The organism is Amycolatopsis sp. NBC_01286 (assembly GCF_035982555.1).
GTDB lineage: Bacteria > Actinomycetota > Actinomycetes > Mycobacteriales > Pseudonocardiaceae > Amycolatopsis.
Genome location: NZ_CP108428.1, coordinates 8,464,777 through 8,489,607, shown reverse-complemented (window position 1 = coordinate 8,489,607; position 24,831 = coordinate 8,464,777). Strand labels below are relative to the sequence as shown.

Sequence of the window (24,831 nt, the reverse complement as noted above, 5' to 3'; positions counted from 1 at the left end):
GGCCGGCTCAGTCGTCGAGGGTGTGGTCGAGCAGGACGAAGAGCTGGTCGAGCTGCTTGCGGCCGAGCTTGCGCAGCGGGCAGGCGGCGTCCAGCGCCGCGAGCGCGGCCTCCCGCGCCTTGCGGCCCTCGGGGGTGAGGGCGAGGACCCGGAAGCGGCGGTTCATCGGGTCTTCGGTTCTGGTGAGATAACGCAGCTCCACCAGGCGTTCGGTGGTGAACGTGAGGTTGGACTTGGTGCTGTCGATCCGTTCCGAGATCGCCTTCATGGTCGGCGGCGGCTCGTCGGGGTCGATGGCCCACAGGACGTAGACCGTCGGCATGGTCAGGCCGAGTGCGTCCAGCGCCGGCTCCGCGCCGCGGGTCGTCGTCGTGACGATCTCGTAGAGCGCCTCGAGCGGTGACCGGTGGGGGAGTCGCATCCGCTGATCCTACAACGCTGGCACGGTACAGCGCTTGAACTCAACGGTTGAGCGCTGGTACGGTTCAAGTCATGAACAGTCAAGTGACGGTCGAGCACGTCCGGTTCGCGTCATCCGGAGTGGACCTGGCCGGCGACCTCTTCCACCCGGCGTCCGAAGTGGACGGTCCTCGGACGGCCGTGGTCGTGGCCGGCGCGTGGCGCACGGTCAAGGAACAGATGCCTGCGCGGTACGCCCGGGAGCTGGCCGCCCGCGGGTTTTCCGCGCTGGCGTTCGACTTCCGCTCGTGGGGCGCGAGCGGCGGCCGCCCGCGGTCCATGGAGGATCCCTGGCCAAGGCCGACGACCTGGTCGCGGCCGCCGGGTACCTGGCCGCGCGGTCCGACGTCGACCGCGTCGCCGGCCTGGGCATCTGCGCGAGCGGCGCGTACCTGGCCTCGGCGGCGGCGAAGACGTCGCTCTTCTCGTCACTCGCCCTCGTGGCGCCCGCCCTGCCCAGCCGCGAGACGGTGGTGGCCAACCTCGGTGGCCCGCAGGGGGTCGCCGCTCTCCGCGACGCGGGCCGGGAAGCGCGGGAGCACTACGAGCGGACGGGGGAGGAGCGGCTCGAACCGGCGGTGCCGAGCACGGACGACTACTTCGCCGACCCCGCGCGCGGCGCGATTCCCGCGTGGGACAACACGTTCAACCCCGCCTCGTGGGACCAGTGGCTCGACTACGACGCGCAGGCGTCGGCGTCCCGGCTTACCGTGCCGTTGCTCGTGGTGCACAGCGACGCCGCGGCGAGCCCGGAGAGTGTCCGCGAGTTCGTCGCCTCGGTGCCGGGGCCCGTTGAGCAGCGCTGGCTCGAGGGCGTCACCCAGTACGACTTCTACGACCGGCCGGGTCCGGTGAAGACCGCCGCCGACGCCGTGGCGCGGCACTTCACCGCGGTGCCCTCAGTGCACCGGCAGCAGTAGCGGCCGCGGCTCGGCCAAGGCCGCCGTGATCGGGCTGTCCTGTGGCGACGGCGGCGGCAGCCCCGGGCCCGGGGTCATCACCGTCTCGGCGACCGGCACCTGCGCGCCGCACGTGACGCACGCGCCCGCCGGGGTCACCTCGCCGCCGCAGGAGGCGTGCACGAAGACGCGCCGGCGGCCTTCGGGGGCGTAGAACTCGTCGCCCCAGGCCGACAGCGAGCGGACGACCGGCCACAGCGCGAGGCCCTTCGCGGTCAGCTCGTACTCGCTTCGCTTGCCCGGCCCCGGGACGCGGGTCATGACCTCTTCGCGGACCAGGAACTCCAGCCGTTCGGTCAGCACCGCGCGGGGGGTGCCCAGGTGCTCCAGGAAGTCGCTGAACCGCCGGACGCCGAACACCGCGTCCCGCACGATCAGCAGCGTCCAGCGCTCGCCGACGATCTCGAGGGCGCGCACGATCGAGCAGGCCTGGCCGGTGTACTCGCGGGGGAGTGCCATGCGCCCCAGTGTGCCACAGAAAGGTTCGGTGAACGAACAAACCGTGCTAGCCTCCGGGCGAAGAGTTCGGTCACCGAATCAACTGGAGCCCGCATGGACCGCCGCCCGGCCGCTGTGCTCGTCGCCTCCGGCGGCGGCACCCTGCTCGCCATGTTCGTGTTCACCGCGCCGCTCTCGATCGTCCCGTCGGTGGCCCGCGGGCTCGGCGCCGGCGCGATCGCGACGTCGTGGATCCTCAGCTCGATGAGCCTCGGCCTGGCGGTCGCCCTCCTCTCGGCCGGCGCGATCGGCGACGACTTCGGCCGGCGGCGCGTGTTCGCGGCCGGCGGGGCGGTGCTGGCCGCCGGGTCGCTGCTGTGCGCGGTCGCGCCCGGCCCGTTGACCTTCATCGTCGGCCGGGTCGTCGAAGGGCTCGGGGCGGCCGCGCTGATCGCCTGCGGTCTCGCCGTGCTCGGCCACGCCTTCCCGGACGCCGCCGGCCGCGCCCGCGCCACCGGGGTGTGGGGCGCGTGCCTCGGCGCCGGCATCGCGATCGGCCCGGTGGCCGGCGCGGTCCTCGACCTCGCCGCCGGCTGGCGCGTGCTCTACCTCGTCACCACCGTGCTGTCCCTCGGCGTCGCCGTGCTGGGCCGGGTCCTGCTCGACGAGTCCGTCTCGGGCCGGGCGCGCAAGGTCGACGTCGCCGGCTCGCTGCTGCTCGGCGGCGGCCTCGCGGCCCTGCTCGCCGCGCTCACCGAAGGCCGCCAGGGCTGGACGAGCCCCCTGGAGGTGACGCTCCTCGTCGCCGCGGTCGTCCTGCTCGCCGTGTTCTTCGCGCACCAGCGCCGGGCCGAGGGCGGGATGCTCGACCTCACGTTGTTCCGGCGCCCGGCGCTGCTCTCGGCGACGACCGGCGCGTTCGTGGCGGGCGGCGGCGTCACGGCGTTGATGGCCTTCCTGTGCACGATGCTGGAGAACGGCCTGGCGTTCACCCCGCTGACGGCGTCGCTCGTGGTGCTGACCTGGTCGGCGACCAGCGTGGTCTCGGCACTGCTGACCCGGCGCCTGCCCGCGGCGTTCTCCGGCGGGGCGCGGCTGAGCGCCGGCCTGCTGGTGGTGGCCGCCGGCTTGGTGCCGCTCGCATTCGTCACCCCAGGCTCCGGCGCGGGCCCGCTGCTCGGCGGGCTGCTGCTGGCGGGGCTCGGCACCGGCGTGGTGAACGCGTCGCTGGGCCGGGAAGCGGTGGCGAGCGTGCCGCCGCACCGGGCCGGGATGGGCAGCGGCATCAACAACACCAGCCGGTACGTCGGCGCGGCGCTGGGCGTCACCGTGGTGACGGTGCTGGCGGTTCACCCGTCGGCGACCCCGGCGACGGACCTGGTCGCGGGCTGGAATGTGGCCGTACTGGTGGGAATCGCGCTGTCGGTGGCCGGCGCGGCGGTCATCGCCGCCCTGGGCGCGGCGGCGAAACGCGCCGGGGTTCCGGTCGCCGGGTAGCGCCGGCGGTCAGCCGTACACGGGAGATGGGTGTCACACGATCGGGTCGTGACGATCTTCCCACCGCGTTGTCTGTCCTGTGTGGAAGAACAATCAAGGGGCTTCCGCGAGAACACAACGCATTCCCGATGTGCGAAGGAGACGTCATGACGAACGCCACCGCCACCAAGGTGCCCGCCCAGCAGGCACCGTCCGACCAGGCCAAGAAGGGCGGCGACGGCGCGCTGGTGACGACCGAGGGCGCAACGTCGATCGCCGACGTCGTCGTCCAGAAGATCGCCGGCCTGGCCACGCGCGAGATCCCCGGCGTGCACGCCCTCGGCGGCGGCGCCGCGCGGGCCTTCTCCGCGATCCGCGAGCGGATCCCGGGCGCGACCGCCTCGGCCGGGCAGGGTGTGTCGGTCGAGGTCGGCGAGAAGCAGGCGGCCGTCGACCTGCAGATCGTCGTCGAATACGGCGTGTCCATCGCGGACCTGTCGCGTTCGGTGCGCCGCAACGTGATCACCGCCGTCGAGCAGATGACCGGCCTGGAGGTGGTCGAGGTGAACATCAACGTCGGCGACCTGCACCTGCCGTCCGAGGACGAGGGCGAGACCACCGAAACCGGCCGGGTGCAGTGAATCCCGAACCCGACGCCGCCCGGATCGCGGCCGCGGTGCGGATCGCGCCCGGCGTGACCGGGCTGCACGGCGGCCGGTTCGGCGAGATCGCCACGCTCGACCCGCCCCGGCGGATCGCGGGCGTGCGCGTCCGCGACGAAGACGTCACGATCGCGGTCACCACGCGCTACCCGCTGGTGGCCGCGGACGTCGCCGCGGCCGTGCGCACCGCCGCCGCCGTCGCGGGGCGGCCGGTGCACGTCGTGATCGCGGACCTGGCCGAACCGGCCGGCGCCGCACCGGAGGTCACCGGACCGGACATCCCTGTACCGGAGATCCCCGGACAAGTGGTTGCCGCACAAGAGAAGGAGAGGGTCTCGTGAAGTCCACGCAGCTGGGTCTGCTCACCGGCCTCGTCCTGGGGCTGGCCGTCGCGTTCGGCGGCTTCGGCGCGTTCGCCGCGGTCGCCGTGCTGGGGGCGATCGGCTTCCTGGTCGGGCGCTACCTCGACGGCAAGCTCGACCTGTCGCAGCTCTCCGGCCGCGATCGGGGCTGAGCGTGACCACCACCCTGACCGCGCCGGTCGCCGAGCGCGGCGTGCTGACCATCTCGGCGCAGGCGGTCGAACGGCTGGCCGCCTGTGCCGTGCTCGAGGTCGACGACGTCGGCGGCGCGGCCGGCCGGGTCCTCGGCGTCAGCCTGAGCGGCGAGGACCTCGACCACTCCGCGAAGGTGAGCGCCCACGTCGGCGACGGGACCGTGACGCTCGACGTCCGGATCTCGATCGTCTACCCCGCCTCGGTCGCGCGCACCACCGAACGGGCGCGTGAACACCTCGTGGAGCGGGTGGAGGCGCTGACCGGGCTCACGGTTACGCGCGTCGACCTCGTGGTCACCGCCCTGCACACCACCGCGGGCCAAGTACGGAGGGTCGAATGAAACGCCGTCCCCGCCGGAGCGTCCCGGCTGTCCTGACCGCGGTGGTGGTGCTGGCCGCGTGCGTGCTCGTCGCCGTCGTGGCGGTCCAGCTGATCCTCGGCGAACGTCCGTGGGTCAGCCCGGACTCGGTCGCGTCCCGGCTGCACGACCTGCGGTGGACGGACGTGCTGCCGGCCGTGGCCGGCAGCGTCGTCGCGCTGATCGGGCTCGTCTTGGTGCTCGGCGCGATCCTGCCGGGGACCATGACCGTGCTGCCGCTGGGCGGATCGTTCGACGCCGGCGCCGCTCGCGGCGGCTACCGCTCGACGCTGCGCGCCGCCGCGGCGGGCGTCGACGGCGTGTCCGGCGCCGCGGTCAAGCTCGGCACCCGGCGGGTGAAGGTCCGGGTCGAGACGGCCCGGACCCGGACCGACGGCCTCGCCGACGCCGTCCGCGAGGCGGTCGGTCACCGGCTCGACCAGGTCGGCCCGGCCACCCGGCCGGCCGTCTCGGTGCGGGTCCGCGCTCCCCGGAGGAAGTCATGACGAACCTGAACCGTCCCGCCCGGCTCAACCGCGTCCTGCTCGGCCTGGTCGGGCTGGTGCTGCTGGCCGCGGGCGGGTTCGCGGTCGCGACGCACTTCCGCCGGCTGACCGTCGTCGACCCGGGGTCGCCGCTGGTCCCGGGCACGGCGTCGCCGCCGACGTGGGTGCTCTACGTCGCCGCCGCGGTGGCCGTGGTGCTCGGGCTGCTGGTGCTGCGCTGGCTGCTCGCCCAGCTGGCGCGCCGCCCGCGGACGCAGACGTGGCGCTTCGAGGACGACCCGGACCGCGGCCGGACCGAACTGGCCGCCGACGCCGCGGTGGCGCCGTTCACCGAGGAGCTCCGGACGTATCCCGGCGTGCACCAGGCCCGGGCCACGCTGGCCGGGACCCGGGAGGACCCGACGCTGGCGCTGGTCGTCTCGGTGGAGCAGGACGGCGACCCCACGGAGATCCGCGAACGCCTGGAGACCGAGGGCCTGCCGCGGCTCCGGCAGGCGCTCGACCTCGACGCGGTCCCGGTCGCGATCGAGTTCCGCTTCACCACCTCGGCCGGCCCTCGCATCCGCTGACGCGGCTTCCCGGGTCGTAAAGTTCCGTATCTGCGGCCGTATCGTGGCTGTACGCCGCGGCCACGGTGACTTAGCGTGGAGGGATGGAACCGTCAGCAGTCGGGCTCCTGGTCACCGGGACCGGGTGCGCGTCGCGGGTGATCGGGATCGGCGAGCTGCGGGAGCGGTCGCGGATCCGGCTCGACGTCGAGTACGTGACCCGCCGCCGGCACGAGCGGCACGAGGTGCACGGCGTGCACCTGTACGACGTCCTGCGCGAAGGCCCGCTGCCGGTGGACACGCGGCACAAGATGGCCAGCCTGACGGTCGTCGTGCTGGCGGTGGCCGAGGACGGGTTCCAGGTCGCGCTGTCGCTGGCGGAGCTGGACCCGGAGTTCGGTGCCTGCGCCGCGTTGCTGGCGACCCGCTACAACGGCGAGCTGCTCGCCCGCCCGACGCTGGTGATGCCGAGCGACCAGCGGGCCAGCCGGTACGTCCGCGGACTGGCCCGGCTGCAGCTGATGTGCGTCGGCGGCGACCCGGTCCGGAACGGCGTGCGCGGTTCCGGACCGGATCGGGTCAGCGGCGGCCGCTGATGGTGGACGCGCCGGCGTACCGCGCCTCGGCGCCGAGCTCCTCCTCGATGCGGATGAGCTGGTTGTACTTGGCCGTGCGGTCGGAACGCGACAGCGAGCCGGTCTTGATCTGGCCGCAGTTGGTGGCCACGGCGAGGTCGGCGATCGTGGTGTCCTCGGTTTCGCCGGACCGGTGCGACATGACGGCCGAGTAGCCCGCCTTGTGCGCGGTCTCGACGGCGTCGAGCGTCTCGGTGAGCGTGCCGATCTGGTTGACCTTGATCAGGATCGAGTTGCCGATGCCGCGCTCGATGCCGTCCTTGAGCAGGTTCACGTTGGTGCAGAACAGGTCGTCGCCGACGAGCTGCACGCGGTCGCCGATCCGGTCGGTCAGCTGCTTCCAGCCCTCGAAGTCGTCCTGCGCCAGGCCGTCCTCGATGGAGATGATCGGGTACTTCGCGGTCAGCTCGGCGAGGTAGGCGACGTGCTCCTCGACGCTGCGCTTGCGGCCCTCACCGGTGTAGTCGTAGACCTCGCCGGTGTAGAACTCGGACGCGGCCGGGTCGAGCAGCAGCGCGATGTCCTCGCCGGGCTTGTAGCCGGACTGCTCGATCGCGCGCAGGACGAACTCGAGCGCTTCGTCGGCGGAGCTGAGGTTCGGCGCGAAGCCGCCTTCGTCGCCGACGTTGGTGCCGTGCCCGGCGTCGTGCAGCGACTTGCGCAGCGTGTGGAAGACCTCGGAGCCCATCCGGACGGCGTCGGCGAAGGTCTCCGCGCCGATCGGGCCGATCATGAACTCCTGGAAGTCGATCGGGTTGTCCGCGTGCGCGCCGCCGTTGATGATGTTCATCATCGGCATCGGCAGCAGGTGCGCGAACACGCCGCCGACGTAGCGGTAGAGCGGCAGCCCGCTGGCGGCCGCGGCGGCCTTGACCACCGCGAGCGAGACGCCGAGCGTGGCGTTCGCGCCGAGGCGGGCCTTGTTCGGGGTGCCGTCGAGGGCGATCAGCGCGTGGTCGACCTCGGTCTGCGCCTCGGCGTCGAGCCCGACGACCGCCTCGGCGATCTCGCCGTTGACCGCGTCGACGGCCTTGCGCACGCCCTTGCCGTGGAACCGCGACTTGTCCCCGTCGCGCAGTTCGACCGCTTCCTTCGTGCCGGTGGAGGCGCCCGACGGCACGGCGGCCCGGCCGAGCGAACCGTCCGCCAGCTCGACGTCGACCTCGACGGTCGGGTTGCCCCGGCTGTCGAGGACCTGGCGGCCGTGGACCCGGACGATGGCTGTCATGTGACTCCTCGATGAGTTCGCGCCGCGCACCGGTTACGGCGCAACGGCTGCAGGCGCGGCGCCACGGTGAGCCGCGAAACATCGGGAGACTAGCAGAAGTTACTGAATCGATCCTGAACTTTTCGTGAGCACGAGCCGCCGGGACGAGCGGCACCGCGAAGGCCGGTAGCATCCGGGAAATGGCGCCCCCTCGAACACCAGAGGCGACCCGCACCGGGCCGCGCCGGCGGGACGCGCAGGAGAACCTCGCGCGGATCCTGGCCACCGCGGCCGGCCTGTTCGCGGAACGGGGCCTCACCGTCACGCTCGCCGACGTCGCCAAGGCGGCCGGCGTGGGTGTCGGGACGGTCTACCGGACCTTCGCGACGAAGGACGACCTGATCCACGAGGTCTACGAGCCCCGGTTCGAGGCGGCGGAACAGCAAGCGCTCGACGCGAGCACGGACGCGGACCCGTGGCACGGGATCGCCGGGTTCCTCGAAACCTGCGTCACGACGCTGGCACCCGACCGCGGCTTCCGCGAGCTCCTGAACGGGTCCTACAGCGAAACGCTCGGCTGGTCCCGCCCGCGCACGCCGCACCGGCTGGCGAAGCTCGTCGAGGACAGCCACAACCGGACCGGGGCGCACCTCGAGCGGCTCGTCCGGCGCGCCCGCGAGGCCGGGCTCGTGCGGGACGACCTCGTCGCGGGTGACCTGCTGCTGCTGTCGATGGCCGTGCAGACGTCGGTCGACTTCGGCGGCCCGCGCCACCCGCGGCTGTACCGGCGGGTGATCGGGCTCGTGCTGGACAGCCTGCAGCCCGCCCGCGAGGCGCCGACGCCGTTGCCGGAGCCGGGGCTGACCAACCGGCAGATCGCGGCACTGGAACGGCAGCGGCGCCGGCGGATCGCGCCACCCGAGGCGACGTAGTTCCCTTACGCGATCGGCATGGTGAGCGTCGACCGGGCACAGTGGACGGTGTAGCGCGTGGCCGTGAACGCCGTCGCCGTCGCGATCGGTTCCCCGGTGCCGGGGTTGCGCGCGTAGCGGGGATGGGCGCCGCCGCTGACCTGCAGCCGCAGCCGGTGCCCGGCGGCGAACCGGTGCGCGCAGGCGCCCAGTTCGAGCGACACCGTCGTGGCGCGGCCGGGATCGAGCCGCCGGAAGACCTCGGTGACGTTGCGCGAGCGGCCGCGCGGGTCGACGTCGCAGAGCCGGACGAACACGTCCGCGTGCGGGTTGTCGGTTTCCAGCGCCAGTTCCACCCGCGGCGCCCCGATGACCTCCAGCGCCGAGCCGAGTGGTTCGGAGGTGAACGTCAGCACGTCCGGCCGGGCCTCGAGCGCGCGGTTGTCCCGCGCCCCGGCGCCGGCCGACATGTGCCGGCCGCCCACGGCGGGCGTCGGATCGGCCGGGTCGTACCGGAACCCGGTGGACGCGCCATCGACATCGGCGGTGTCGCCGAGCCGCCCGTCGGCCCGCGGGTGCAGCACGCGGTCGGTGGTCGCGGGCGGCCACGACGGCAGCGTCCGCCACTCGCCCGCGCCGGTGACGTGCACGCGGACCGGCTGTGAGCGTGCGGGACCGCCGTCGAGGTGCTGCTCGAACCAGGCCAGGGTCTCCCGGTCGATCACGCGCGCGGCGGCGGCGAGGGTGTCCAGGTGCTTCCACGGCCCGATCGTGAGCGCGACGTCGACGTCCCTTGTGGACAACGCCCGGTACTGCTCGAGGGTCTGGTCGAGGAAGACGTCGTGCCAGCCGCCGACGAGCAGGACCGGGGCCTCGACCTCGGCGAGGCTTTCGCTTGCGTCGTAGGCGTTCCAGAACGGATCGGCCCGATCCGCGTGGGACAGCCACCCGGCGAACCACGGCGCGGCGCCGTCGAGCGCGGTCTCCGCGGCCGCGCCGAGGGGCGTCTCGTGCGTGGCTTTGCGCGCCCGGCGGCCGGACGCCATCGCCTGGCGCAGCCCGCCGTCGCTCTGGGCGAGCACGGTGGCGCTCCAGCCGAGGAAGTCGGCCAGGGCGAACGCGCCGGTGCCGTACATCGCGCGGGCCATGTCGTGCGGGCCGACGACCACCACGGCGGCCTTCAGCTCGGGCGGCGGGTCGCGCAGCAGGGACCACTGGCTCCAGCCGAGGTAGGAACCGCCCAGGGTGGCCAGCCGGCCGTCGAACCACGGCTGCTCGCGCAGCCAGGCGACGGTGTCCTGGCCGTCGGCGGCCTCCTGCGTCATCGGCCGGAGCACGCCCGACGAGCCGCCGGTGCCGCGGACGCTCTGCACGAGGACGTGGAAACCGCGCGCGGCGAGCATCCGGCCGTGCAGCAGGCTGACCGGCAGCCCGCGGCCGTACGGCGACCGGATCAGCACGGTGCCGCGCGCCCCGGCCCGCGGCTCGTAGTGGTCGGTCACCAGGTCGGCGCCGTGACGGGCAGGCACCCGCAGCCCGCGTGTGATCGTGTACGCCGTGCGCGCCGGCGGCAGCGAGAACGCCCGGGTGTGGACGGCCCCGGCCGCGCGGGCGATGAGGCCGGTGGTCGACGGTGCTGGCATGTGCGGCTCCTCGTGCTCGGCTCCGTCAGCGTACCGGAACAGCTATTCCGGCAAGGGCCGACTTCCAGGACGAGCAGTCCGGTACGGGCTACTTCGGCCTGGTCAGCCCGTCCAGCACCAGGGTGATGACGCCGTCGGCCTCGGCCCGCCAGTCGGGGCGGTCGTGGGCCGCGCCGATGCCGTGCAGGGCCATCATGACGGTGCCGGCGCCCACGTCGTCGCGGACGGAGCCGCCTTCCACCGCGGCGGCCACCAGTTCGGTGACGGCCTGCTCCAGCGCCAGGCTGCCGTCGGCGAGCGCACTCGAGCCGGTGGTCATGAGCGTGGCCAGGGTCCGGGCGAGGCCCTGGTGGGCGTCCATGTGGTCGACCATGCCGCGCAGGAAGGCCGCCAACGCCTCCTGCGCGGGCAGGGTGGCCCGCAACCGGCGGGCGCGGTCGCACAACGCGGCGACCTCCTCGTGGTAGACCGCCTCGGCCAGCGCCTCCCGGGTGGGGAAGTGGCGGTACAGCGTGCCGGTGCCCACGCCGGCCAGGCGCGCGAAGTCGTCGAAGCGCAGGTCGAAGAAGCCCCCGGCGTCGAAGACCTCCCGGGCCTTGGCCACCAGGGCGTCGCGGTTGCGCCGGGCGTCGGCGCGCAACGGCTTGTCGGAACCTCGCGTTGACAACCGGACCCGGCCTCCCTAGCTTGAGAAGTGGAGATGACCTCCATTTCCATCCTATCCCATGAGGTGTGCCTTGCGGATCCTGATGTTCGGCCGCGGCGTGATCGCCACGGTGTACGGCTGGGCCCTCGAACGGGCCGGGCACGAGGTCGAGTTCTACGTCCGGCCGGGCCGCGCGGCGGCCTACGGGGGAGCGGTGGACCTCGACCTGCTCGACACGCGGCGGCGGCCGTGGGGGCAGCGGGTCGTCGAGAAGTGGCCGGTGCGCTACCGCGAAGAGCTGGCGCCGGACCACGACTTCGACCTGATCGTGCTGAGCGTGCAGCACCACCGCCTCGCGGAGGCCGCGGCGTTCCTGGCCCCGCGCGTCGGCGCGGCCACCGTGCTGGTCTTCGGCAACCTCTGGGCCGAGCCGACGGCCGCGATCGGCGCGCTGCCCCTCGACCGCGTCGCGTGGGGCTTTCCCCAAGCCGGCGGCGGTTTCGGCGCGGACGGCGTGCTCCGCGGGGCGCTGCTGCCGCAGGCCGTCTTCGGCACCCTCGACCGGCCGCCGACCGACCGGGAGCAGGCCGTGCGCCGGGTGTTTCGCGAGGCCGGGTTCCGGCCGCGGGAGAAGCCCGACTTCCGCGGCTGGCTGTGGGTCCACTTCGCGTTCAACGCGGGCGTGCACACGCAAGGCCTGAAACTGGGTTCGCTGGCCGAGCTGGCCGGGTCGACGCGCGCCTTTCGCGAAGCGCTGCTGACCGGCCGCGAACTGCTGCCGCTCCTCGAAGCACGCGGCGTCGACCTGCGACGCCACCGGGGCGGGGTGGTGGGGTTACGGGCGCCCGCCTGGCTGACGGCCCCCCTGCTCGCCTGGCTGACCGCGCACTTCGCGCCGCTGCGCGTGAACTTCGAGGCGCAGTCCGACCCCGGGACCGAGGAACCGCGCGAGATCTGCCGCGACACCCTGGCGGAAGCGCGGCGGCTGGGCGTCGCGGTACCCCGCCTGGAAGCGGCGGAACCGACCTTCGCGCGCGAAGGGGAGGCTCGTCCATCAGCGGTGTGAGCGGAGAAGTGTCGGACAAAAACCAACCATCTTCGCAAACTTTCAGAATGCTACTTTCGTAGCTAACCGAGACCCGAGCCCGTCTGGTCTGCTCGTGATCACCACCTTCCAGGTCCCCTGAAGGGAGATGTTCATGCAGGTAGACGGACGTTCGGTGGTCCGGCGGGCCGCAGTGGCGCTCATCGCGACCGGGGCGCTCGCCGTCGTGACCGCACCGGGCGCCGCCGGTGCCGGCCCGCGGATCGTGGGCGGGACGGCGACCACCATCGACGAGTTCCCGGCCACCGTCATCTTCAACGTCAACGGTGCGCAGCACTGCGCGGGCACCCTGGTCGCGCCGGACAAGGTGCTGACCGCCGCGCACTGCACCGACGGCGTCGAGGCGTCGCAGATGGAGATCATCGGTGGCCAGACCAAGTTCAGTGACACCTCCGGCGAGAAGGCCGGCGTGAGCGACGTCTGGCAGAACCCGGGCTTCGACATGACCGGCATGCAGCACGACAACTCCGTGCTGACGCTGGACAAGGAGCTGTCCTACAAGCCGGCGACGCTGGTGCAGTCGGCCGACGACGCCGCGTACCAGGCGGGCGCCGACGTCACCGTGGTCGGCTGGGGCGCGACGTCCGAGGGCGGCGACGTCTCCGACACCCTGCTGAAGGTCTCGGTTCCGGTGGTGGACAACGATTCCTGCGCCACGGCCTACAGCACGGGCGGCAACAGCTACGACAAGGCGTCGATGTTCTGCGCCGGCGTGCCCGAGGGCGGCAAGGACTCCTGCCAGGGCGACTCCGGCGGCCCGGCCTACGTCGAGGGCAAGCTCGCCGGCATCGTGTCGTGGGGCCAGGGCTGCGCGCGCAAGGACTTCCCGGGCGTGTACACCAAGGTGGGCAACGACTACGCGGACATCAGCACGCACATCGGCTGATCCGGCGGCAACGACGACGACGGCCCGGGAGCGAAACCCGGGCCGTCGTCGTGTTCAGGCGTCCAGGCCGAGGTGCTCGCGCAGGGTCGTGCCGGTGTACTCGGTCCGGAACGAGCCGCGTTCCTGCAGCAGCGGCACGACCTTGTCCGCGAACTCGTCGAGCCCGCCCGGCGTGACGTGCGGGACGAGGATGAAGCCGTCGCTGGCGTCCGCCTGGACCAGGTCGTCGATCGTGGCGGCGACGGTCGCGGGGGAGCCGATGAACGTCTGCCGGCCGGTGACCTCGATGATCAGCTCGCGGATGGACAGGTTCTTCGCCTCGGCGAGCTGCCGCCACTCCTTCGCGGTGGCCTGCGGGTCGCGGTACATCCGGACGCTGGCCCGGCCGCGCGCGATCGTGTGCTCCCCGAGCACCGGGTCGATGTCGGGCAGCGGGCCGTCCGGGTCGTAGCCGGACAGGTCGGCGTTCCACAGCTGCTCGAGGAACTTGATCGCGGTCTGCCCGCTGACCTGCTGCAGCCGGACGACGTGGGCGCGTTCGTGGGCGTCGGCGTCGGTGTCGCCGAGGACGAACGTCGCCGCGGGCAGGATCACCAGCTGCTCGGACGTCCGGCCGTACTTCGCCAGCCGGCCCTTGACGTCGGTGTAGAACGCCTGCCCGGCCTCCAGGGTGCCGTAGCGGCTGAAGATCGCGTCCGCGGTGGCCGCGGCGAACTCGCGGCCCTCGTCGGAGTCGCCGGCCTGGATGATCACCGGGCGGCCCTGCGGGCTGCGCGGTACCGGGAACCGGCCTTCGATGTCGAAGTGCTTGTCGTGGTGGGCAAAGGCGCCCGCGGCGGGATCCCGGAGGAAGACGCCGCTGCCGGCGTCGGCGGCGATCTCGTCGCCGCGCCAGGAGTCGAACAGCTCCCAGGCGGTGCGCAGGAACGTCTCGGCGCGGTCGTAGCGCTGGTCCTGCGGGAGGTACCCGGCACGCCGGAAGTTCTCGCCGGTGAAGGCGTCCCACGACGTGACGACGTTCCAGGCCGCGCGCCCGGCGGAGAGGTGGTCGAGCGAGGCGAACTGGCGGGCCACCTCGAACGGCTCGTTGAACGTCGAGTTGATGGTGCCGGCCAGGCCGAGCCGTTCGGTGACCGCGGCCAGCGCCGAGAGCACGGTGAAGGTGTCGGGGCGGCCGACGACGTCGAGGTCGTAGATCTCGCCGTTCTGCTCGCGCAGGCGCAGGCCCTCGGCGAGGAAGAAGAAGTCGAACTTGGCGCGTTCGGCCGTCTGCGCGAGCCTGACGAACGAGCTGAACTCGATGTGGCTGCCGGCCTCGGGGTCGCTCCACACGGTCGTGTTGTTCACGCCGGGGAAGTGCGCCGCGAGGTGGATCTGCTTGCGGGGCTGGGTCATCGCGGGCCTCCTCAGGCGGCGTAGCGGTTGGCGGGCTTGGCGAGGCCGAGCAGGCCGCGCAGGGTGTCCGCCTCGTACTCGGTGCGGAAGGCGCCGCGGGCACGCAGCTCGGGGACCAGGCCCCGGGTGATCGCGGTCAGGTCGTGCGGCACCGCGCCCGGCCGCAGCCGGAAACCGGAGAGCCCGGCCGCCTGCCAGTCGAGCAGCAGGTCGGCGAGCGCGGCGGGCGTGCCGGTGAAGACGTGGGCGTCCGAGGTGTACTTCGCGCCGGAGAGGTCGTCGAGCCGGGCCAAGCGGTCGGCCGCGGCCCGCTCGGTCTCGTCGAGGAACACGACGACGTCGCCGAACACGTGCAGCGTCTCGGCCGTGCGGCCGGCCCGGTCCTGCTCGTCGCGCACCGCGGTGACGATCTCGCCGGCCTGCGCGCGGTCGAACGGCGTCACGTAGACGACGTCGGCCGAGCGGGCGGCGAGCCGGTAGGGGACCGCGGCGTGCGCCAGCGCGGTGACCGGTGGCTGGCCCTGCGGCGGGCGCGGGGTGATCGACGGGCCCTTGACCTTGAACCAGCGGCCTTCGAAGTCGATGTAGTGCAGCTTCTCCCGGTCGACGAACCGGCCGGTCGCGACGTCGCGGATCTCGGCGTCGTCCTCCCAGCTGTCCCACAGCCGGCGCAGCACCTCGACGTAGTCCGCGGCCTCGTCGAACAGCTCCGACAGCGGGCTCACGACGTCCGGGGTGGTGGAGTCCTCGAGCCGGAACTCGCCGAACTCCCGTCGGCCGAAGTGCCGGTTGTCCGCGGGCCGCCCGGCGACCTGGACGCGGACGCCGGCCCGGCCGGCGCTGACGTAGTCGAGCGTCGCGATCGCCTTCGACAGGTGGAACGGCTCGGTGTGGGTGACGATCGCGGTCGGCACGAGCCCGATGTGCGAGGTCAGTGGCGCGACGCGCGCGGCGATCAGCACCGCGTCGAGGCGGCCCTGGACGAGGTCGGTGCGTTCGCCCGGCCGGTCGAGGTACTGCTCGGTCTGCAGGGCCAGCGAGTCCTCGAGGGTGACGAAGTCCAGCTTGGCCGCCTCGGCCTCGCGGACCACGTCGGCCCAGTACCCCGCGGTGAGCAGCTCACCCGGCCGCGCCCCCGGCTCCCGCCACGCGGCGGGGTGCCACCCGGCACCGTCCAGCGCGACGGCGATCCGTGGTCCGTTCCCTGCTGCCATCCCGGCTTTCCTTCCCTCGTCCCGTGACCTCAGTGTGCGCCGGTTCCCGGTGGCCGGGCCGGAGTGGCCAGGGGGTGGGAAAGCAGGAAGTTTCCCGGCGGCCCGGGAATAACCGGGACGTGAAACGGCCGCCGCACTCCGGAGTGCGGCGGCCGTCCCGGGCCGGGGCCCGGTGAGATCAGTCCTTGTGACCCTTCACGGCGTCCTTGACCTTGTCGGCGGCCTGCTTGAGGGCACCCTTGCCCTGCTCGGCCTTGCCTTCGGCCTGCCACTGCTCGTTCCCGGTGGCGTCGCCGACCTTTTCCTTGGCCTGGCCCTTGAGCTCTTCGGCCTTGTGTTCCGCCTTGTCGTTCATCGTCCACCTTTCCTGGGGTGCGGTACGGCTACCCGGTGCCGCGGCGGATACACATCGGGCCGGGTGCGGGGGCACGGCCGTCGCCCACCCCGGGGCGAAACTCCGAAAACGGACCGAAACCCCCCGCGGATCTGACATCATGCGGGCGGATGTCACCAGACCGCGCAAGGGAGCCACGATGTCCGCGCACATGGACGAGCTGATCGCCCAGTTCCAGAACTTCCAGGCGAAGGTTCGCCAGGCCGAGACCCGGTTCGCCGGGGTCGGCGACATGCAGGAGCGGATCGCCCAGGTGGCGACCACCGTGACCTCGCCGGACGGCAACGTCACGGTCGTGGCCGGGGCCGGCGGGACCGTCACCGACCTGCGGCTCGCCACGGGGGCCACGCACCTCGAAGCGGGCCGGCTGGCGGCGATCATCATGACCACCCTGCGCCAGGCCGTGGCCGGGGCCGTCCAGCAGCAGGCCGGGATCGTGGACGACGCCTTCGGCGACACGCTCGGCGTCACCACGCAGGAGCAGGTGCGCGAGGCCCAGGCCGAAGCCTTCGGAACCACGGCGGAACCCCCTGCGTCGGAGCCCCAGGGGCCGCAGCAGCCCCAAGCCGCACCGCGACGCCGGCCCGCCCCGCGGGACGACGACTACTTCGAAGAGAACACGATCCTCCGCCGCGACTGACCCCGACCGAGAGAGCTCCCGCGATGCCAGAAGGAATCCAGACCAACATCGGCGCGATCTCCGCGTACGCCCGGCAGCTGCCGTTCTACGAGCAGGAAGCCGACAAGTTCGGCGCCAAGATCGACGCCGCCGACGTCACGGACGAGGCGTGGGGGCTCATCGGCCTGTTCGCGAAGCAGGGCTACACCGACCGGCTCGGCGAACTGCGGTCGCTGCTGACCGACCTGAAGGACGGCGTCGACGGCTTCACCACGAAGCTGACCAAGGCCGCGGAGATGTACCAGGGCATGGAGGACGCCGGCGTGATCACGTTCGGCCGGTACGAGGCGCAGATCGACGCGGTCGGGGAGGGCAAGTGAGCGAGCACAAGAGCATCGCCGACGCGCTGGACGTCCAGCCCTACGACGAGAGCACGGGCGCGAACCTCGACCGCGCGGCGGGTTACGTGCCGGTGGCGGGCACGGCCTACAAGGCGGGCAAGTCCATCGGGGAGCACGCCCAGCAGGCGGCCCAGGCGGGCAACTTCGGCGAGCTGGCCTCCGCGGGCGGCGCGCTGGTCGGTGACGGCGCGAAGTTCGTCGGCGCGGCCGCCGGCGACATGGTCACCTTCGCCATGGACCCGATCGGCTGGCTCGTCAGCCACGGCCTGAACATGCTGCTCGAGCTGGTCCAGCCGCTGCAGGACGCGCTGCACCAGGTCACCGGCGACGGCCCGGCCATCGGGCACGCGTCGGAGAACTTCGTGACGATCGCCCAGGGCTTCGTCGCACTCGCCGAGGACTTCGAGAAGACCGGCGACACCGCGCTGGCCGAGTGGGTGGACGACGCCGGCAACGCGGCGAAGGAAGCGCTCGGCGACTTCTCCTCGGGCATCCGCGGCGTCGGCTCGGCCGCCGGTTCGGTGGCCGAGGTGCTGCAGATGTGGTCGATGGTCATGGTCGTCATCGAAGAGGTGATCAAGGGGATCATCACCGAGCTGGTGTCCTGGCTGATCACGCTCTGGCTGCCCGCGCTGGCGGCGTCGGTGATCAGCTTCGGCAGCTCGGTGGCCGCCGCGATGACCGCGTCGATCGCCAAGGCCGCCAGCGTGCTGAAGAAGGTGACCGGGTACCTGGGCAAGTTCGGCAAGCTGCTCGACACCTTCATCGAGTTCATGGCGAAGTACTCGACGAAGCTGGTCGAGTTCACCACCAAGCTGCGGGTCGGCGTGATGCCCGGCCAGACCAAGTTCGGCTTCGGCGCGGTCGCCCAGGGCTTCCAGCCGAGCAACCGGGTGCTCACGACGATGTTCGGCACCTCGGCGGGCGCCGGACCGCTACTAGCCGGCGCGGGCGTCAAGGCGGGCATCGGCGCGGCGAAGGGCGCCTTCGCCGAAGGCAAGGAAGCTGTCACGCCCGAGGGGGACGAACCGTGGTTCGACAAGAGCGAGATCGGCGGGGACCGGAGTCCGGAGGACACCCGGAAGGACCTGGACATCTAGAAACCCGGGCGGCCGAACTCCAGGACCGCGCGGAACGCTGGTCGGCCGACGCCCAGGTCCGTCCGGGCTTCCGGGAACGCGTCGAGGGTGTCCTCCGGGACCAGTGGCACGAGCCGGTGATCGTGCTGCGCCTGGGGGACACGGACCTGGGTTTCGACGTCCCCGGCCGCCGCCACGACGGGACGGTGGCGGGAAAGCGGCTGATCCGCAGGTTCTTCTGGAACATCGCCCGCGGCATCGGCGGCGCGGTCGTGTCCGTCTTCGTCCTGGCCAACGGCGGCGGCGGGGGCCGTCCGTTCCAGCGGGAGATCCGCGTGTCGGGCCCGGCGGACGCCCAGGCGCTGGACCTGACCGACCGCCTGGGCTCGGCGAGCGGCCCATGGCTGGCGTTCTCCCCGACGGCGGTAGCCGTGGTGGACACGGGCTCGACGTACGTCGACCCGGCCGACGCACCGGCGCCGCGGATCGTCTGGGAGGCCCGGAAACCCGAGGCTCCGGCGGTCGGCTTCCGCAAGCAGGAGCTGACCTGGCCGGATGGTTCGGTGTTCCGCTTCCCGCTGCACGGGCGTTCGGAGGAGCAGCACCTGCGGAAGTTCCTGGAGTGGCCGGACGTGGTGCACTGGAACGGCCGCCAGGAGTAGGACAGCCGGAGCGCGTGCCTCGGCGGCCAGTCAGTGCGGCGGTTGGAGCGGCCAACACGGAGGCCGGAGTGGCTGACAACGCTACCCGGGGCGCCAGTTACTGCGCCCGCGACGGCCAACGCGCGGGCCTGGGCACAGCCAACGCGGCTGCTGGAGTGGGGGCACGGCGCTCGGAGTGGCCAACATGGCCGGTGGTGCGCCAACACCGCGGCCGTGGCGGCCAAAACACCGCCCGGAGCAGCCACGTGCGGCGGCGAGAGGGCCGAATCCCGGGCCCAACGGTGCTGCACAGTGCCCGGGATTGCCAAACGCGGCGGCCGGCGGCCGCCAACACGCTGCCGAGAGCGGCCGACACTGTGCCCGGAGTGGCCAGCACACTGGCCGGATCTGCCAACACGGCTGCCGAAGCGGCCGACACACTGCCCGCGGCGGCCAACACCCTGCCTGGAGCAGCCGAGACGGTGCCCGGACGGGCCGAACACGTCGCCCGCAGCGGTCAACTCGGCGGCCGGATCGGCCAACGCGCGGCTGGAGTGGCCGACTCAGCGCTCGAAGCAGTCAACACGGTGCCAGGAGTGGCCAGCATGGCGTCCGGAGTGGCCAACACTCTGCCTCGACCGGCCAACACTGCCCGCAGCGGCCAACACCCTGCCCGGAGTGGCCGACGAGCGGCCGGCGCGAGTTTCGGGTGGCTTAGCTCTGTGCGGGGGCCGGGTCGGCGAAGTGGAGGCCGTCGCGGCGGTGGCGGGGGCCCAGCTCCTCCGCCAGGATCGTGTCCAGGTCTCGCGCGGCCCTGCGCAGCGGCCGGCGGACCGTCCACAGCACGGTCAGCGTGGCGAACACCAGGATCACCACCGTGACGCCGAGAGCCGTGTCGGCGAGGAGCAGGATCGTCGCCGCCAGGACCAGGATCGGGGACAGCCCGGTGGTCGAGCGGCGGGCGTGGCGCGGGCGGTGCGTCCATGCACGCAAGCCCGCCTGTCGGTGGTGCGTGGTCATCCGTCCTCCACCCCTGCGCTCCGGCGGGTCGCTACGCTGCGTTCCCGCCATTAGCTCCAAAGTGTCGCAGACGAGGGCGTTCGGATGATCAGTCCAGGACGTGGTGTACCCGAAAGACTGTCCCCCATCGCCCGGTAGGCCGTACATGATCGGGCTGAATGCGCAATCAGGTGAGGTGCGTGTCGGAATAGTTCACCGGATCGGGTGATGGTCTACGGATTCCGCGCCGAAACGTCGTCACTCTGAACAGGACTGTTTAACCGCGGCCGCCACGGGCTATCACCAAGGGTGGCCCCCGAACGGAGCAGCGAGACGGCCGTCCACGCCGCGCGCCGGGCGCAGCTGGTGGACGCGGCCGTCGACGTGCTCGCCCGCGACGGGTACGCCGCCGCGTCCACCGTGCGGATCGCGCGGGCGGCCGGGGTCAGCCGCGGCGTGCTCACCTACCACTTCCGGGACCGCGCCGACCTGGTCGCCGAGGTCGTCCGGACGGTGTACGCGCTCGCCGGAGCGGAGCTGGGGCCGCGGGTCGTCCGGGCCGGGTCGCCGCGGGCGAGCCTGCTCGCCTTCATCGGCGGCAGCGTCGAGTTCTACGCCGCTTATCCCCGGCACCTGGCCGCGCTCAGCGCCGTCTTCACCGCGCAGGAGCGGGACGGCACGCGGCACCACCAGACCGAGCTGGACGACGTCGGCGCGCTGCTGCGCGCCGGGGTCGAGGCCGGCGAGTTCCGGGCCTTCGACGTCGCGATCATGGCCGGCACGATCCGCGCCGCCCTCGACGCCGCCCTGGTCCGCGTCACCGCCGACCGCACGCCCGCCACGGCGGCGCGGGTGCGCGACGAACTGGTCCGCACGTTCGACCTGGCGACCCGAAAGGAAACCCCATGACCGTCCGAGCCCGGATCGCCGACGCGCTGACCGTGGCGCTGGCCCTGACCGCGGCCGCGTGCTCGAGCCCGCCACCCGAAGGGCCGCAGCTGACCGTCGGCACCACCAGCGGTCAGGTGCACGGCCTGGCCACCGCGTCGGCGCGGGAGTTCCTCGGCGTCCGCTACGCGCTCGCGCCGACGGGGGAGCGCCGCTGGACCGCGCCGCAGCCCGCGCCGGCCCCGGCCGGCGTCGTCGACGCGACCCGCCCCGGCGCCCGCTGCTCCCAGGGGACGCAGGCCGCCGGGACGTCCGAAGACTGCCTGTTCCTCAACGTGACGACCCCGCGCGACCAAGCGCCCGGCGAGCGGCTGCCGGTCATGGTGTGGTGGCACGGCGGGGGTTACACCAGCGGCTCCGGCGCCGACTACGACGCCCAGCGGCTGGCCTCGCGCGGGCACGTCGTCGTGGTCACGGTCAACTACCGCCTCGGCGTCTTCGGCTACCTCGGGCTGCCCGGCCTGGCCGGCTCGGGGAACTTCGGCTTCGCCGACCAGCTCGCCGCCACCCACTGGGCGAAGGACAACGCCGCGGCCTTCGGCGGCGACCCGGGCAACCTGACCGTCTTCGGCGAGTCCGCGGGCGGGATGTCGGCGTGCGCGCTGCTCACCTCGCCGCAGGCCGCCGGGCTCGTCCAGCGCGTCGCGATCTCGTCCGGCTCCTGCTTCCTGAACTGGCCCGCCGGCGGCCTGTTCCCCGGCGTCCCGGCGCAGACGCCCTACACCTCGCTGGCCACCGACCAGGCCGACGGCGTCGTGACCGCGAACCAGCTGGGCTGCACAGGTGCCGGTGCGCTGCAGTGCCTTCGCCGCCTGCCCGCCGACAAGCTGCTGCCGGTGAGCACGGCGTTCTCCGACCACCTCGCCTACGGCACCGACCTGCTGCCGGAGAACCCGCCGGACGCGGTCCGCGCCGGCCGGATCGCCCGCATCCCGGTCCTCTCGGGCGGCAACCACGACGAAGCCCGCTCGTTCATGGGCGGCGCGGCGATGGCCGACCCGTCCTCGATCACCGAGGCGACCTACCCGCAGCTCGTGCGGGCGGCGTTCGGCGTCCGCGCCGCGGACGTCCTGCGCGAGTACCCGCTGCAGCGGTTCCCGACGCCGGTCGAGGCGTTCTCGACGGTGATCACCGACGCGGCGTGGAGCTGTCCCACACTGGCCGGCAACCAGGCCTTGGCGCGCACGACAAAGGTGTTCCCGTACGAGTTCGCCGAGTCGCACGCACCGAACGTCAACCAGGTCAACGTGCCCGGCATGGCCCAGGGCGCGGCGCACGCCACCGACACGCCGTACCTGTTCGACCTCGGCGGCAAGAACCTGCTCACCGATCCCGCCCAGGCCCGGCTCGGGGAGCGGATGGTCGGCTACTGGAGCGGCTTCGCCCGCACCGGGACCCCGGCCGCGCCCGGGGCGGCGGACATCGTCCCGGGGACCGCCACCTCGACGAGCGTGCTGAGCCTGACGGCCGCCGGTGAGAACGTCGTCGACAGCGGATCCGACCACCACTGCGGCTTCTGGCCGCGGAACCCGTAGCCCGCCGGAAGTACTGCGCCGAACGTGCGACATGAGTAACGGAGCCGTCGCTCTCGGGGACTGACTTCTCAGTGCCATCGAGGAGCAGACCCGAGCAGCCGGAGGCCGTGGATGCAGATCGACCTGTTCAACGAGATCCAGAACCCCCGGCCGTGGCCCGAAGGCCACGAGCAGCTCAGGTTCGGCCAGGCGATCGAACAGGCCGTTCTCGCGGACGAACTGGGCTACGGGTGCTGGTGGCAGGTCGAGCACCACGGCGCGGGGGAGTTCAGCCTGTCGTCGGCGCCGGAGCTGATGCTGGCGGCGCTTTCCCAGCGCACCAGCCGGATCCGGCTCGGGCACTCCGCGGTGCTCGCGCCGGGCCGGTTCAACCACCCGATCCGCGTCGCCGAGCGCGCCGCGACGCTCGACCACCTCAGCGGCGGCCGGGTCGAGCTCGGCCTGACCCGCTCGACGATCCCGGAGTGGCGCCTGTTCGGCATCGAGCCGGACGACGCTCGCGCCCAGACGCAGGAAGCCTTCGAGATGGTGCCGCGGATGTGGACCTCCGAACGGTTCTCCCACGAGAGCGACGCCTACCGCGTCGACGACGTCGCGATCGGGCCGAAACCCTTGCAGCGGCCCCATCCGCCGCTGTGGCAGGCGGCGGCGAGCGCGTCCTCCTTCGAGGAGGCCGGGCGCCGCGGCGTCGGCGTGCTGGGCACGACGATGTGGGAGTCGCTGGAGCGCGCCGGCCGGCTGATCGGCCTGTACCGGGCGGCGGCCGCGCAGTGCACCGACCCGGTCGGCGCGTTCGTCAACAACCAGGTCGGCTTCTTCACGTTCGTGCACTGCGCGGACACCGACGAGGAGGCGATGCGCAACGGCGCCGCCGCGGCCGCGGCCTGGTACACCGTGACGGCGTTGACGTTCTTCGAGGCGGCGAACGAGTTCGTCCGCCTCAACGCCCGCCAGCAGGAGCTGGTGGCGGCGCCGGACGGCGGTGGCCTGACGGGTGAGTTCCTGCGCGGCGAGGCGCAGAACGGCCCGACGGACGCGAACCTGCTGATCGCCCGGATCCTGCAAGGGGAATCGGTGCCGGACGACGAGATCTTCGAGGTGCTGAGCGCGCAGGACTCGCTGATCGTCGGCAGCCCGGACACCTGCCGCAAGAAGCTGCAGGCCTACGCCGATCTCGGCATCGACCGGCTGATGTGCCTGCAGCAGATCGGCGGCATCCCGCACGACAAGGTGCTCAAGAGCATCCGCCTGATCGGCGAGCTGATCCCGGACCTCGCCTGAGCCGCCCTGAGCTTCAGGCGGCGGCGCCGAGGTCGTCGAGCACCGGCGGCAGGCCCTCGGCCAGCATCCGGCGGCGGACCCGCTGCAGCAGGCGGGACATGACGAGCCCGCCGACGCCGCGGAAACCGGTGTGCGAGTAGGTGAAGCGGGTGCCCGCGGCGGTGTCCTCGAGGCGGTAGGTGACGAAGCTCGGCTCGTCGGTTTCCTTGTTGCGCCAGGTGAAGCGCAGCAAGGCCGGCGCGTCGGCGGCGAGGACCTCGCAGCGGACGACGCCGTCCCAGCCGGGCATGGGCTTGCCGACGAACCGGAACCGCGTGCCGACCTCGGGGACGAACCCCTCGGGGCGGCCGCCCTGGCCGGTGGACGTCCACCGGGGGACCAGGGCCGGGTCGGTCAGCGCCCGCCACACGCGGTCGCGGGGGTGCGGGTACTCGGTGACGATCTCGAACTCGCTCACGGCGGCGTCCTCTCGTTGTTTACAGTCACCGTATCACTTCAGTGACTGTAAACAACGAGGGATCCGCCGTCAGTTCAGCTTGCGCGTGTCGGCGGGCAGGCCACCGCCGCCGTAGACGTCTTCGGCCAGCTTGGCCAGGGCCGTCAGTGCGACGTTCTGGCTCCACGGCCCGTACGAGACCCGGGAGACGCCGAGCTTCTGCGCGACGGCCAGGGGGATCGAGCCCGGGATGCCGATCAGGTTGACCTTGCGCTCACCGAGCGCCTCGACCAGGCGGCCGACCTGGGTCTCGTCGAGCTTGCCGGGGGCGAAGAAGTTCGACGCGCCCGCGTCGAGGTAGGCGCGGCCGCGGGTGATCGCCTCGGTCAGCGCCTCCTCCTGATCGCCGATCTTGAGGAACGCGTCGGTGCGGGCGTTGAGCACGAAGTCGACACCGGCCGACTGCGCCGCGGCGACGGCCGCCTCGACCGCCTTGACGGACTCGGCGAGCGGCTTCATCTGGTCTTCGAGGTTCGCCCCGACGGCGCCGGCCTCGATGGCCCGGGCGATGGTGCCGCCCGGGTCGCCGTAGCCGGCTTCGAGGTCGGCGGAGACGGGCAGGTCACCCGCCGTGCGCACGATCAGGGCGACTTCGGCGATCATCTCGTCGCGTGGGATCTTTTCGCCGTCCGGGTAGCCGCGGGAGGCGGCGATGCCGTGGCTCGGGGTGGCGAGGGCCTGCGTGCCCGGCGTCTCGGCGACGACCTTCGCCGTGATCGCGTCCCAGACGTTGACGACGAGCAGCAGTTCCGGAGCCGCGTGCAGCTCCTGCAAGCGCTTGGCCTTGTCGGCGGTGGAAGTCATGTCCCCCAATGTAGGAGGAGGGAGCGACG

At 72.6% G+C, this 24,831-nt stretch carries 30 protein-coding genes; 19 read left to right on the top strand and 11 right to left on the bottom strand.

What is annotated here, in order from left to right; genetic code table 11:
- Positions 1-7: 7 nt before the first annotated feature.
- On the bottom strand, positions 8-421 hold the full coding sequence (locus tag OG570_RS38795; protein ID WP_326953787.1) for a MarR family winged helix-turn-helix transcriptional regulator: 414 nt from the start codon (positions 419-421) through the stop codon (positions 8-10).
- Between the two features lie 286 nt (positions 422-707).
- Here OG570_RS38795 and OG570_RS38790 point away from each other — a divergent pair, with 286 nt between their 5' ends.
- The gene (locus OG570_RS38790; RefSeq protein WP_326953786.1) at positions 708-1,379 is read left to right on the top strand and encodes a hypothetical protein; all 672 of its coding nucleotides are present in this window, start codon (positions 708-710) and stop codon (positions 1,377-1,379) included.
- On the opposite strand, the gene OG570_RS38785 is transcribed toward OG570_RS38790, so the two are convergent.
- Positions 1,359-1,877: a winged helix-turn-helix transcriptional regulator gene (locus tag OG570_RS38785; protein WP_326953785.1), complete on the bottom strand. Its 519-nt coding sequence runs from the start codon at positions 1,875-1,877 to the stop codon at positions 1,359-1,361. The genes OG570_RS38790 and OG570_RS38785 overlap by 21 nt on opposite strands.
- A gap of 93 nt (positions 1,878-1,970) precedes the next feature.
- On the opposite strand from OG570_RS38785, the gene OG570_RS38780 reads away from it, so the two are divergent.
- The 8 genes from OG570_RS38780 (at position 1,971) to OG570_RS38745 (ending at position 6,559) form a co-directional block, all read left to right on the top strand.
- Complete coding sequence (locus OG570_RS38780; protein ID WP_326953784.1) at positions 1,971-3,353, top strand: MFS transporter; 1,383 nt, start codon at positions 1,971-1,973, stop codon at positions 3,351-3,353.
- A gap of 146 nt (positions 3,354-3,499) precedes the next feature.
- Positions 3,500-3,973: an Asp23/Gls24 family envelope stress response protein gene (locus OG570_RS38775; protein ID WP_247051227.1), complete on the top strand. Its 474-nt coding sequence runs from the start codon at positions 3,500-3,502 to the stop codon at positions 3,971-3,973.
- Complete coding sequence (locus OG570_RS38770; RefSeq protein WP_326953783.1) at positions 3,970-4,335, top strand: hypothetical protein; 366 nt, start codon at positions 3,970-3,972, stop codon at positions 4,333-4,335. Before OG570_RS38775 ends, OG570_RS38770 begins: the two co-directional genes overlap by 4 nt.
- Positions 4,332-4,508, top strand: coding sequence for a hypothetical protein (locus OG570_RS38765; RefSeq protein ID WP_247051229.1), 177 nt, complete (start codon positions 4,332-4,334; stop codon positions 4,506-4,508). Before OG570_RS38770 ends, OG570_RS38765 begins: the two co-directional genes overlap by 4 nt.
- A 2-nt stretch (positions 4,509-4,510) precedes the next feature.
- Positions 4,511-4,891: an Asp23/Gls24 family envelope stress response protein gene (locus OG570_RS38760; RefSeq protein ID WP_247051230.1), complete on the top strand. Its 381-nt coding sequence runs from the start codon at positions 4,511-4,513 to the stop codon at positions 4,889-4,891.
- Positions 4,888-5,415 carry a DUF6286 domain-containing protein gene (locus OG570_RS38755; RefSeq protein ID WP_326953782.1) on the top strand — a complete coding sequence of 176 codons (528 nt, stop codon included), beginning with the start codon at positions 4,888-4,890 and terminating at the stop codon, positions 5,413-5,415. Before OG570_RS38760 ends, OG570_RS38755 begins: the two co-directional genes overlap by 4 nt.
- Positions 5,412-5,984: an alkaline shock response membrane anchor protein AmaP gene (amaP, locus tag OG570_RS38750; RefSeq protein ID WP_326953781.1), complete on the top strand. Its 573-nt coding sequence runs from the start codon at positions 5,412-5,414 to the stop codon at positions 5,982-5,984. The genes OG570_RS38755 and amaP overlap by 4 nt, the downstream gene beginning before the upstream one ends.
- 83 nt (positions 5,985-6,067) lie before the next feature.
- Positions 6,068-6,559 carry a molybdopterin-binding protein gene (locus OG570_RS38745; protein WP_326953780.1) on the top strand — a complete coding sequence of 164 codons (492 nt, stop codon included), beginning with the start codon at positions 6,068-6,070 and terminating at the stop codon, positions 6,557-6,559.
- Here OG570_RS38745 and eno read toward each other — a convergent pair.
- The gene (eno, locus tag OG570_RS38740; protein WP_326949050.1) at positions 6,543-7,826 is read right to left on the bottom strand and encodes a phosphopyruvate hydratase; all 1,284 of its coding nucleotides are present in this window, start codon (positions 7,824-7,826) and stop codon (positions 6,543-6,545) included. The two genes, OG570_RS38745 and eno, sit on opposite strands and share 17 nt — an antisense overlap.
- Positions 7,827-8,005: 179 nt before the next feature.
- Here eno and OG570_RS38735 point away from each other — a divergent pair, with 179 nt between their 5' ends.
- Positions 8,006-8,737 (top strand): TetR/AcrR family transcriptional regulator, encoded by a 732-nt coding sequence (locus OG570_RS38735; RefSeq protein WP_326953779.1) that lies wholly within the window; start codon positions 8,006-8,008, stop codon positions 8,735-8,737.
- Positions 8,738-8,742: 5 nt separating this feature from the next.
- Here the strand turns inward: OG570_RS38735 and OG570_RS38730 are convergent, their stop codons facing one another.
- On the bottom strand, positions 8,743-10,359 hold the full coding sequence (locus OG570_RS38730) for a CocE/NonD family hydrolase (RefSeq protein ID WP_326953778.1): 1,617 nt from the start codon (positions 10,357-10,359) through the stop codon (positions 8,743-8,745).
- A gap of 88 nt (positions 10,360-10,447) precedes the next feature.
- Positions 10,448-11,026, bottom strand: coding sequence for a TetR/AcrR family transcriptional regulator (locus OG570_RS38725; protein WP_326953777.1), 579 nt, complete (start codon positions 11,024-11,026; stop codon positions 10,448-10,450).
- A 70-nt stretch (positions 11,027-11,096) separates the two neighbouring features.
- On the opposite strand from OG570_RS38725, the gene OG570_RS38720 reads away from it, so the two are divergent.
- Positions 11,097-12,071: a ketopantoate reductase family protein gene (locus tag OG570_RS38720; RefSeq protein WP_326953776.1), complete on the top strand. Its 975-nt coding sequence runs from the start codon at positions 11,097-11,099 to the stop codon at positions 12,069-12,071.
- Positions 12,072-12,204: 133 nt separating this feature from the next.
- Positions 12,205-12,996 (top strand): S1 family peptidase, encoded by a 792-nt coding sequence (locus OG570_RS38715; protein ID WP_326953775.1) that lies wholly within the window; start codon positions 12,205-12,207, stop codon positions 12,994-12,996.
- 54 nt (positions 12,997-13,050) lie between these two features.
- Here the strand turns inward: OG570_RS38715 and OG570_RS38710 are convergent, their stop codons facing one another.
- From OG570_RS38710 to OG570_RS38700, 3 genes are all read right to left on the bottom strand, one after another.
- A complete protein-coding gene (locus OG570_RS38710) occupies positions 13,051-14,391 on the bottom strand; it encodes an NtaA/DmoA family FMN-dependent monooxygenase (protein WP_326949056.1) in 1,341 nt (446 codons plus the stop codon).
- Between the two features lie 11 nt (positions 14,392-14,402).
- The gene (locus OG570_RS38705) at positions 14,403-15,605 is read right to left on the bottom strand and encodes an LLM class flavin-dependent oxidoreductase (protein WP_326953774.1); all 1,203 of its coding nucleotides are present in this window, start codon (positions 15,603-15,605) and stop codon (positions 14,403-14,405) included.
- Between the two features lie 178 nt (positions 15,606-15,783).
- On the bottom strand, positions 15,784-15,960 hold the full coding sequence (locus OG570_RS38700) for a CsbD family protein (RefSeq protein ID WP_326953773.1): 177 nt from the start codon (positions 15,958-15,960) through the stop codon (positions 15,784-15,786).
- 178 nt (positions 15,961-16,138) lie between these two features.
- On the opposite strand from OG570_RS38700, the gene OG570_RS38695 reads away from it, so the two are divergent.
- The 4 genes from OG570_RS38695 (at position 16,139) to OG570_RS38680 (ending at position 18,760) form a co-directional block, all read left to right on the top strand.
- Positions 16,139-16,639 carry a YbaB/EbfC family nucleoid-associated protein gene (locus tag OG570_RS38695; protein WP_326953772.1) on the top strand — a complete coding sequence of 167 codons (501 nt, stop codon included), beginning with the start codon at positions 16,139-16,141 and terminating at the stop codon, positions 16,637-16,639.
- Between the two features lie 23 nt (positions 16,640-16,662).
- On the top strand, positions 16,663-16,998 hold the full coding sequence (locus tag OG570_RS38690) for a hypothetical protein (RefSeq protein ID WP_247051244.1): 336 nt from the start codon (positions 16,663-16,665) through the stop codon (positions 16,996-16,998).
- Complete coding sequence (locus tag OG570_RS38685; protein ID WP_247051245.1) at positions 16,995-18,119, top strand: hypothetical protein; 1,125 nt, start codon at positions 16,995-16,997, stop codon at positions 18,117-18,119. The genes OG570_RS38690 and OG570_RS38685 overlap by 4 nt, the downstream gene beginning before the upstream one ends.
- A 116-nt stretch (positions 18,120-18,235) precedes the next feature.
- On the top strand, positions 18,236-18,760 hold the full coding sequence (locus tag OG570_RS38680) for a hypothetical protein (protein ID WP_326953771.1): 525 nt from the start codon (positions 18,236-18,238) through the stop codon (positions 18,758-18,760).
- Positions 18,761-19,453: 693 nt separating this feature from the next.
- On the opposite strand, the gene OG570_RS38675 is transcribed toward OG570_RS38680, so the two are convergent.
- The gene (locus OG570_RS38675; RefSeq protein WP_326953770.1) at positions 19,454-19,759 is read right to left on the bottom strand and encodes a hypothetical protein; all 306 of its coding nucleotides are present in this window, start codon (positions 19,757-19,759) and stop codon (positions 19,454-19,456) included.
- 288 nt (positions 19,760-20,047) lie between these two features.
- Between OG570_RS38675 and OG570_RS38670 the strand changes: the two genes are divergently transcribed.
- The 3 genes from OG570_RS38670 to OG570_RS38660 all read left to right on the top strand — a co-directional run bounded on the left by OG570_RS38670 (position 20,048) and on the right by OG570_RS38660 (position 23,502).
- Entirely contained in the window at positions 20,048-20,647 is a 600-nt protein-coding gene (locus tag OG570_RS38670; protein ID WP_326953769.1) for a TetR/AcrR family transcriptional regulator, read from the top strand.
- Complete coding sequence (locus OG570_RS38665; protein WP_326953768.1) at positions 20,644-22,221, top strand: carboxylesterase/lipase family protein; 1,578 nt, start codon at positions 20,644-20,646, stop codon at positions 22,219-22,221. Before OG570_RS38670 ends, OG570_RS38665 begins: the two co-directional genes overlap by 4 nt.
- A gap of 111 nt (positions 22,222-22,332) precedes the next feature.
- The gene (locus OG570_RS38660) at positions 22,333-23,502 is read left to right on the top strand and encodes an LLM class flavin-dependent oxidoreductase (RefSeq protein ID WP_326949065.1); all 1,170 of its coding nucleotides are present in this window, start codon (positions 22,333-22,335) and stop codon (positions 23,500-23,502) included.
- Between the two features lie 13 nt (positions 23,503-23,515).
- On the opposite strand, the gene OG570_RS38655 is transcribed toward OG570_RS38660, so the two are convergent.
- On the bottom strand, positions 23,516-23,959 hold the full coding sequence (locus tag OG570_RS38655; RefSeq protein ID WP_326949066.1) for an SRPBCC family protein: 444 nt from the start codon (positions 23,957-23,959) through the stop codon (positions 23,516-23,518).
- A 69-nt stretch (positions 23,960-24,028) separates the two neighbouring features.
- Positions 24,029-24,802, bottom strand: coding sequence for an isocitrate lyase/PEP mutase family protein (locus OG570_RS38650; RefSeq protein ID WP_326949067.1), 774 nt, complete (start codon positions 24,800-24,802; stop codon positions 24,029-24,031).
- Positions 24,803-24,831: the final 29 nt, after the last annotated feature.